This is a genomic window from Roseivirga sp. UBA838 (genome assembly GCF_002296035.1).
In the GTDB taxonomy this organism is placed as follows: Bacteria; Bacteroidota; Bacteroidia; order Cytophagales; family Cyclobacteriaceae; genus Roseivirga; species Roseivirga thermotolerans.
The window spans coordinates 32,374-40,948 of the sequence record NZ_DBHC01000009.1 but is presented as its reverse complement, the minus strand read 5'-3'; the positions used below and the strand labels follow the sequence as shown (position 1 = coordinate 40,948).

General features: G+C 45.4%; 6 protein-coding genes. 3 read left to right on the top strand and 3 right to left on the bottom strand.

Annotation, left to right across the window (positions count from 1 at the left end; all coding sequences use genetic code 11):
- Positions 1-62 precede the first annotated feature (62 nt).
- The gene (locus tag B3O12_RS02845; protein ID WP_286755225.1) at positions 63-1,400 is read right to left on the bottom strand and encodes a dihydroorotase; all 1,338 of its coding nucleotides are present in this window, start codon (positions 1,398-1,400) and stop codon (positions 63-65) included.
- A gap of 67 nt (positions 1,401-1,467) precedes the next feature.
- On the opposite strand from B3O12_RS02845, the gene B3O12_RS02840 reads away from it, so the two are divergent.
- Both B3O12_RS02840 and B3O12_RS02835 read left to right on the top strand, forming a co-directional pair.
- Positions 1,468-2,766, top strand: coding sequence for a DEAD/DEAH box helicase (locus tag B3O12_RS02840; RefSeq protein WP_286755222.1), 1,299 nt, complete (start codon positions 1,468-1,470; stop codon positions 2,764-2,766).
- Positions 2,767-2,824: 58 nt separating this feature from the next.
- Entirely contained in the window at positions 2,825-3,703 is an 879-nt protein-coding gene (locus tag B3O12_RS02835; RefSeq protein ID WP_286755220.1) for a DUF4097 family beta strand repeat-containing protein, read from the top strand.
- On the opposite strand, the gene B3O12_RS02830 is transcribed toward B3O12_RS02835, so the two are convergent.
- Both B3O12_RS02830 and B3O12_RS02825 read right to left on the bottom strand, forming a co-directional pair.
- Entirely contained in the window at positions 3,690-4,607 is a 918-nt protein-coding gene (locus tag B3O12_RS02830) for a hypothetical protein (protein WP_286755219.1), read from the bottom strand. The genes B3O12_RS02835 and B3O12_RS02830 overlap by 14 nt on opposite strands.
- 139 nt (positions 4,608-4,746) lie before the next feature.
- A complete protein-coding gene (locus tag B3O12_RS02825) occupies positions 4,747-6,237 on the bottom strand; it encodes a M28 family peptidase (protein ID WP_286755218.1) in 1,491 nt (496 codons plus the stop codon).
- Between the two features lie 184 nt (positions 6,238-6,421).
- On the opposite strand from B3O12_RS02825, the gene gcvP reads away from it, so the two are divergent.
- Positions 6,422-8,575 (top strand): aminomethyl-transferring glycine dehydrogenase (gene gcvP / locus B3O12_RS02820; protein ID WP_286755217.1); only part of this gene is annotated, 2,154 nt, incomplete at its 3' end.

Here is an 8,575-nt window from a genome sequence, read left to right as displayed (position 1 = left end):
TAGGTGTTTGGGTCTGCAAAAGTAAGTGTTAGATGCGAATTTGCAAATAACCTCTTTTGAAATTATCGAGAAAATAAAAGTCTTTCTCCCGTAGTGCCTTCAATTACCCGTCCGTCACTATACACCAGGTGTCCGTTTACAAAAGTCTTTTCTACACTGGCTTTAAATTGGTGGCCTTCGAAGGGCGACCAGCCACATTTATACAGCAGGTTCGATGGGTGAACCTCCCAGGCTTTGTTCAGGTTAACCACCACAAGGTCGGCCTGATAGCCTTCTCTAATGTAGCCCCTGTTCGTTATCTCAAACAATTCGGCTACCGCATGGGCCGATTTCTCCACTATCTTTTCCAGGCTGAAGACTCCCTGATGGTATAAGTCGAGCAAAGCGGGTAGGTTATGTTGCACCAAAGGACCACCCGAAGGAGCTGAAAAGTAGCTGTTTTGCTTTTCTTCCAAAGTGTGAGGAGCATGGTCTGTGGCCAATACATCTATGCGGTTTTCATTCACCGCTTTCCTAATCATTTCTCTGTCTGTAGCTGTTTTTACGGCCGGGTTCCACTTAATCAGGCTGCCCTTTTCCGCATAATCAGCGTCTGTAAACCACAAATGGTGTACACAGGCCTCTGCCGTAATTTTCTTCTCTTTGAGCGGAATGCTATTGTCGAACTGTAATGTTTCTTTGCCGGTAGAAATATGCAGAATATGCAAGCGCGCTCCTGTCTTTTTGGCTAATGCTATGGCAGCCGATGAAGAAGCGTAGCAAGCCTCTTCATTCCGAATTACCGGGTGCATGTGCATGGGTACCTGCTCGCCATATTGCTCCCGGGCTTTGGCCGTGTTGGCCCGTATAATTTCTTCAGACTCGCAGTGTGTGGCAATTAGCGTGGGCGAGTTGCTGAAGATATGTTCCAGTGTTTTTTGGTTGTCTACCAGCATATTGCCTGTAGAAGAACCCATGAAAATCTTTACTCCGCAAACATTTTTAGGATTGGTTTTGAGCACCTCATCGATATTGTCGTTAGAAGCACCCATAAAAAAGCTATAATTGGCAATACTGTTTCTGGCGGCAATGTCGTATTTGTGCTGTAGTAATTCTTGTGTCAGCGTATTGGGTACGGTGTTGGGCATTTCCATAAAAGAGGTAATACCACCGGCAACAGCTGCACGCGATTCAGTATAAATTTCTGCTTTGTGGGTAAGGCCAGGTTCGCGAAAATGCACCTGATCATCGATAAGCCCCGGCAATATGTGCAGGCCGGTGGCGTCAATGGTTTGGTCGGCCGCTACATGCTGAAGGTCCTTGCCAATCCGCTCTATTCGCCCGTTGGCTATAAGAATATCCGCTTCAAAAATCTTTCCTTCATTTACCAGGGTTCCGTTGAGTAGTAAGGTAGAGGCCATAAGCTTTTTATTTAGTTGGGGTTTTTTAGCGTAATTGCACAGCAAAACAAATACGAATCGACTGAAAATGGCAGCAGAAACTCATTTATTTGACGACCTTAAGTTAAATCGACAAATACTTAACGCCATTGATGACCTGGGGTTTGAAAAACCAACAGAAATTCAGTCTAAGGTAATTCCTGTGGCTCTGGCCGGACACGATTTGTTTGGTATTGCTCAAACGGGCACGGGAAAGACCCTGGCTTTTGTTGCGCCCCTGGTAATGAAAGTTAAATATGCCCAGGGAGAGCATCCGCGAGCTCTTATTCTTGCACCTACCCGTGAGCTGGTTTTACAAATAGCTGAAAGTTTTAGCGCTTTGGCCAAATATACCGACCTCAGAATGGCAGCCCTGTATGGGGGTGTGGGGCCTAAGACACAGATTGAAGAAGTGGAAAAAGGGGTCGATGTGCTCATCAGCACCCCCGGTCGTTTTCTGGATATCTATTCCAAAGGGCATATAGTGCCGAAGGGTATAAAGACACTTATTCTGGATGAGGCCGATAAAATGATGGACATGGGTTTTCTACCTCAGATCAGGAGAATACTGGAGGTGGTTCCGCGCAAACGGCAGAACATGTTGTTTTCGGCTACCATGGCCGATAAGGTAGTGAAACTCACCGAGGAATTTTTGGAATTTCCTGAGCGCATTGAAGTGGCTCCGCAGGCCACGGTGGCCGAAACCATAGATCAGGTACTCTATGAGGTGCCCAACTTCAAAACAAAAATCAATTTGCTCATTCATTTTTTGGAGAGCCCCGACTTCTCGCGGGTCATTGTTTTTGTGAAAACCAAGTCGAGTGCCGATAACATTGCCAAGTATATTGAACGAAAGGAGCTTGGCCCCGTACGCGTTGTGCATGCCAACAAAGGGCAGAATAGCAGGATCAATGCCGTAAATGAGTTTAAAGAAGGCGATATACGCGTGTTGGTTTCTACTGATGTTACCTCTAGAGGAATGGACATTTCAATGGTGTCTCACGTCATTAATTTCGACCTGCCTCTTATTTATGAAGATTATGTGCACCGGATTGGCCGAACGGGAAGGGCCGAACAAGAAGGGCAGGCCATTACTTTTGCCAATGAAATAGAAATGGTGCATGTGCCCAGAATTGAGAAGATCATTCGGCAAGACATTCCACGGGCTGCTATACCTCCGCAGGTAACCATTGAAAAGACTCCTTTTGCTGAGCAACAGGAAATAGCCCGCGCTTTAGATACTTACAGAAAGAAGGTGGATCCTACGTTTCAGGGGGCTTTTCACGAAAAGAAGAAGAAGTTTTCCAACCCATCGAAACCCAAAAAGAGAGGCAGAAGAAAGCGGTAGAAGTGCTACTGTGGTTGGATTTTGCTAAATTCAGCATTCAACTCAAACTCAAAATAGCATGAAACAACTGTTTAATATTTGTGGAATAGTACTGATGCTGCTGGCCACTAATAACCTTCAAGCCCAGAAAGAAGGCGAATTTCATCTGGATCAAGTTTATGCCCTCGGTGCCAACGGAACTGTGCACCTGGTTTCGTCAGATGCAGATGTTCGGATTACAGGTACCGACAGAAGCGATGTGCACGTGAAAATAGATCGGTTTGAACAGGTGAATGGCATCCGTTCCGGCCGAAGAAGGTTTAGCGTTGAAGTAGAAGAAAAAGGAGGTGATCTGTTTATTGAAGAAAGACGCTCTGGTTCGGTGTCTTTTAGCATGGGCTCTTTTCGTACCGAATACGAAATAGTGATAGAAATGCCAAGCAATGGTTCGCTGCGTGTGCGGGGCGAAGATGATGACTACATTATTAAAAGTATACACGGGGCCATTAGCATAAGCAGTGAGGATGGCGATATTGATATTTACGATACAAAAAGCAGCAATATAGAAGTGCGTCTGGAAGATGGCGACTTACGATTGGCCGGTGGAACAGGGCGCTTTTACGCCAATAGCGAGGATGGCGACCTCGACATTAGGAATGCAGCCTTTACGGAACTGGAAATTGTCATAGAAGATGGGAATGTTTCGTTAGAAACCACCCTAGCCGACAATGGCGTATATGACATTCGGTCTGATGATGCCAATATAGAGTTTACCGTGCTAAGTGGGGGAGGAAAGTTTCTCATTAGCAAAGACGATGGCCGCGTAAACTCAGGCATGGGCTTTACGGTACAAGAAGAAACCGATAATCGGGTGCGCTTGTCGTTGCCGGGAGGCAGTGCCGATGTAGAGATTAGAATCAATGATGGCCGGGTACGGCTCGATACTAAGGTGCGCTAAGCAGTTCTTCTGCTTGCGGGTCGTAGATCCAATTATTTAATGAGGTGCCGCCAAGGGCTGTACCACGATCAAGCTTATTTATAGCAGAGCTCAGTTCGGGCTCTGTTTTTAGTTTTAGAGGCTCTGTCGATTCAAAAAGTGAAGACAGGTAATTGAGATAGCTAAAATACTGTGAGTCGCCAAAGCCATAGGTGGTTTGCCATTGAAGCAATTTGCCCACCAACTGGTGCTGCGACTGACACTGAGGAGCGAGGCGTATTATCTGCTGTTCAATCTCGCTCAGTCCAATGGACTGGTAGGGAAATCGCCTGAAGTGTGCCTGTAGGGCCTCTGAGAGATAGGGGAATTCCTGCGAAGGCAGAATAATGTAAGTAAAGAGTTCATTGTGCTGCGGAGAGCAATAGAGTTTAAATATATCGGCTGCAAACACAAACTCACGGGTATTGAGTTTTAGTCGGCTATTGAACAGCTCATTATAATGCTCAGGGTTTAACTGGCCAAGCCCTTTCAGTTGATCTTCGCCCGGTACTTTTCCTGCACAAACCAGTGAGATAGTCTGTCCGGCTTCACGCCTTTGTCCCAGCCACTCAATAAGTGCCAACATGTTGATTTGACAAAACAAATCATATTCAAACCAGAGCACAACTTCTTCATAGTGGGTAATTTGAGAGGCCATTTGTTCAAATGGAGCTTTTACCTCCGCTCTATATTGGTTGGGTTTTAGCTCAAAGAAGCTGGTCATAAACGCTTCTCTTTCCAACCAAAAAGCGTCTGATCCTATCATGTGGCTCACCGGTCCTTCAGCTAATACTTCTCTCCATACAAAGGTGTCTCCGGCAATTGAACATTGGTTAAAAATGGAAAGAGTACTATCTCCGTTCAGTATATGCAGGGTGTTTTTCATAAGGGGAGGATTTAGAGGTGGGTCTGGGGTAATACCAATAAAAAAGGGCTGTTTCGAAAGCTTATGGTTATTCTCAGTATCCAAATGCGGTGAGAAGTACCCATGCAGGCTCCGAAACGGCCCTTTCTGTACTTAATTCTTAGTCTCTCGAACCGTAGTCCATATCGTCTTCACGATCAACCGGAGTTCTTTGGTCTCTGTTGGCCAGAATCCACGCGGTATGGAATACCAACTGAGCTCTTTTCGCCATTACATCGAAGGCAATTTTATCGACAGTGTCGGTTGGTCTGTGGTAGTCCGCATGTGTTCCGTTAAAGTAGAAGATAATTGGAATACCTTTTTTGGCAAAGTTGTAGTGGTCGGAACGATAGTAGAAACGGTTTCTGTCGTTCGGATCGTCATAACGATAGTCCAGATCCAGGTTGGTATATGTAATATTGGCAAACTCAGAGATCACCTTCAAGTGGCTCGATAGTTTTTCAGAACCGATTACGTATACATAGTCGCGATTGCCTGACTTTTCGTGCTCAGGATCAATTCTTCCAATCATGTCTATATTCAGGTTGTTCACCGTGTTTTCTAATGGAAACAACGGATTGTCAGCATAATAAGCAGATCCCAAAAGTCCTTTTTCTTCACCCGTTACGTTAAGGAAAAGAATGCTTCTTCTTGGTCTGTGACCTTCTTTGGCAGCCTGAGCAAATGCTTCGGCAATCTCCATTACACCGGTAGTTCCTGAGCCATCATCATCGGCACCATTATTAATCACTGTGCCATCCTCATTCTGGCCAATGTGATCGTAGTGAGAAGATATCACCAACACCTCATCTTTTAAATCGGTACCTTCCAAAAAGGCTACCATGTTTTCGGTATTGATGGTGTTGATTTTCTCTTTAGCAAAAACTCTTACGGTTCCTGTTTTAATTTTTTCAGGGGTTTCTGCATTGGCATTAAGGTCTTCTACAGAAGCCTTGAACATATCGGCTGCAATGGCCTGAGTCAGGTAAAAGGTCATGCTTGGGTCGCCTTTGTATTCTTTGTCAAACCTCAGACGGCCCATCATAAACGCTCTGGCCTGTCTTGGCAGAGTTTGAGTAAACTGATCGTCATCGTTGGCCATAATCATAACGGCTTTGGCGCCCGCTTCTATCAACTTGCCTACAGTGGCTCTGTCTCCGGCCATAGCTACTACAGCTTTTCCGTTAAGGTCCATTCCGGCAAAGTCGGTTTTCTTTCCTACATAAACGGCATCGAGCTTCTCCTCTTTGGCCATGTTGGCATAGCCTAAAAAGATAATGTCTTTTCCGTTGGCTTTTTTGCCCGACCGGGTTTTGATGTATACATCAGACCAGTCAGACTGGTACATATCAAATTTTTGTCGGTATGTGCCATTGGCTGGGCCCTCAAGGCCAATTCTTTGGTAGAACTCTTCCAAAAACCTGGAAGCTTTCTTTTGCCCCTCGGTACCGGTTTCTCTACCGCCAAACTCGTCAGAAGCTAAAATGGAAAGCTTGCTTCTCATATCTTCAGGCGTGATGGTGTTGGCATACTTCACGGCTGTTTTGTCTTGGGCATTAGCAATTAGGCCCAAAACTAAAAGTCCGAACAAGGACAGTTTTAATTTCCTCATTATCTAAACAATTTTAGGTTACATTTTTTTAGAGGGCTAAAGCTAATGTTTTTTTAAAACCTAGCCTGCATGACTTATGTATTTGGTCGGCTTTTTTTGCCTTTGATATGTAAGGAAATCAGAGGGTTGTAGCTTACATTTGCAGCACATTTACAAGGAAGTAAATCGAACTAGAACTGGAGATATGACAAAAATTGATTTAAGAAAGACTCAAAGGTTTGAAGACCGCCACAATGGGCCCGATGAGCAAGAGATTGCTGAAATGCTCAAGGTGGTGGGTGCGCCTAGCCTGGATGCACTGATCGATGAAACAGTGCCGGCAGGAATTAGAATGAAAGAACCTTTGAATCTGCCCCTACCTAAGTCTGAATTTCAATTCCTGAAAGACCTGAGACATATTGCCGCCCAAAACAAGATGTTTAAGTCATACATCGGTATGGGGTATTACAATACCATTGTTCCGGGAGTTATTCAGCGCAATATTCTGGAAAACCCGGGATGGTACACAGCCTACACTCCATATCAGGCAGAAATAGCCCAGGGAAGACTAGAGGCCCTCATCAATTTCCAAACCATGGTAATGGACCTGACCGGAATGGAAATTGCCAATGCTTCCTTGCTCGATGAAGCAACTGCAGCGGCCGAGGCCATGTTTATGTTTGCCGGCCAGCGTAAGAAAAATAAGAAAGAGGCTACTACCTTCTTTGTCGATGAAAATACTTTCCCGCAGACCATCAATGTGCTCAAAACCCGATCGGTTCCGGTTGGTATTCAGCTGGAGGTGGGAAAGCTCAGCGAGTTGGATATTACCCGTGACGACTTGTTCGGGGTGTTGATTCAGTACCCTGCGGGTGACGGAAAAGTACTTAACTATCGGTCATTCATAGAGTCGGCTCACGAAAACAACGTATTTGTTACAGTGGCTGCAGATCTTATGTCTTTGGCTCTGCTTACACCTCCGGGCGAAATGGGAGCCGATGCAGTGGTAGGTACTTCTCAGCGTTTTGGTGTCCCTATGGGTTATGGTGGCCCTCATGCAGCTTATATTGCCACACGCGATGAGTTTAAGCGTCATATTCCGGGTAGAATTATCGGGGTTTCTGTAGATAGCCAGGGCAATAAAGCCTACCGTATGGCTTTGCAGACCCGCGAGCAGCATATTAGAAGAGAAAAGGCCACCTCTAACATTTGTACGGCCCAGGTGCTACTGGCCGTAATGGCCGGTATGTATGGCGTATACCATGGTTCTAAAGGTATTAAGCACATTGCCTTTAAAATTCATGGCTTTGCCAAGCTTTTAGACAAGGGCTTGCAGTCTTTGGGCTTCAAACAACTCAATGAGTTCTATTTCGATACCCTTAGAATTGAATGTGAGTCTTCGCTCTCAGAGAAAATCAGAACCATTGCAGAAGTAAACCAGGCCAACTTCAGATACTTTGAAGATGGTGATATAGGAATTGCTGTAGATGAAACTACCCGAGTGGAAGATGTACAGGTGATTTTAGAGGTGTTTGCAGAGGCTACCGGACAGGTAATGGCTTTCGATTTAGATGGCGAGGCTGCCAATCTGGAAGTTGAACTTCCTAAAGAACTGGAGCGTACTTCCGATTTTATGACCCACCCGGTATTTAATCAATACCACTCTGAGCACGAGATGCTTCGATATATTAAGCGACTGGAAAACAAAGACTTGTCGCTTGTTCATTCCATGATTTCTCTGGGCTCTTGCACCATGAAACTCAATGCCACTACAGAAATGGTGGCGGTAACCTGGCCAGAGTTTGGAGATATACACCCCTTTGCACCCACCTATCAGACCAGAGGTTATCACATGATGTTCAACGATCTGGTTGACTGGCTGTCTGAAATCACTGGTTTTGCCGATGTTTCGCTTCAGCCAAATTCAGGAGCGCAAGGAGAGTATGCCGGCCTAATGGTAATTAGAGCATACCATGAGAGTAGAGGAGAGGGGCACAGAAATATTGCCATTATTCCTTCTTCTGCACATGGAACCAATCCGGCTTCGGCTGTCATGGCAGGTATGAAAGTGGTAATTGTGGCTTGTGATGAACGTGGAAATATTGATTTGGACGACCTGAAAGCCAAGGTAGAGCAGCATAGCCAAAACCTTGCCTGCCTAATGGTTACCTATCCTTCTACCCACGGAGTGTTTGAAGAAAGTATCAAAGATATCTGTGCGCTAATTCATGAGCATGGAGGGCAAGTGTATATGGACGGTGCCAACATGAATGCCCAGGTGGGACTTACCAGTCCTGGTATTATTGGTGCCGATGTATGTCACCTCAACCTGCACAAGACATTCTGTATTCCTCACGGT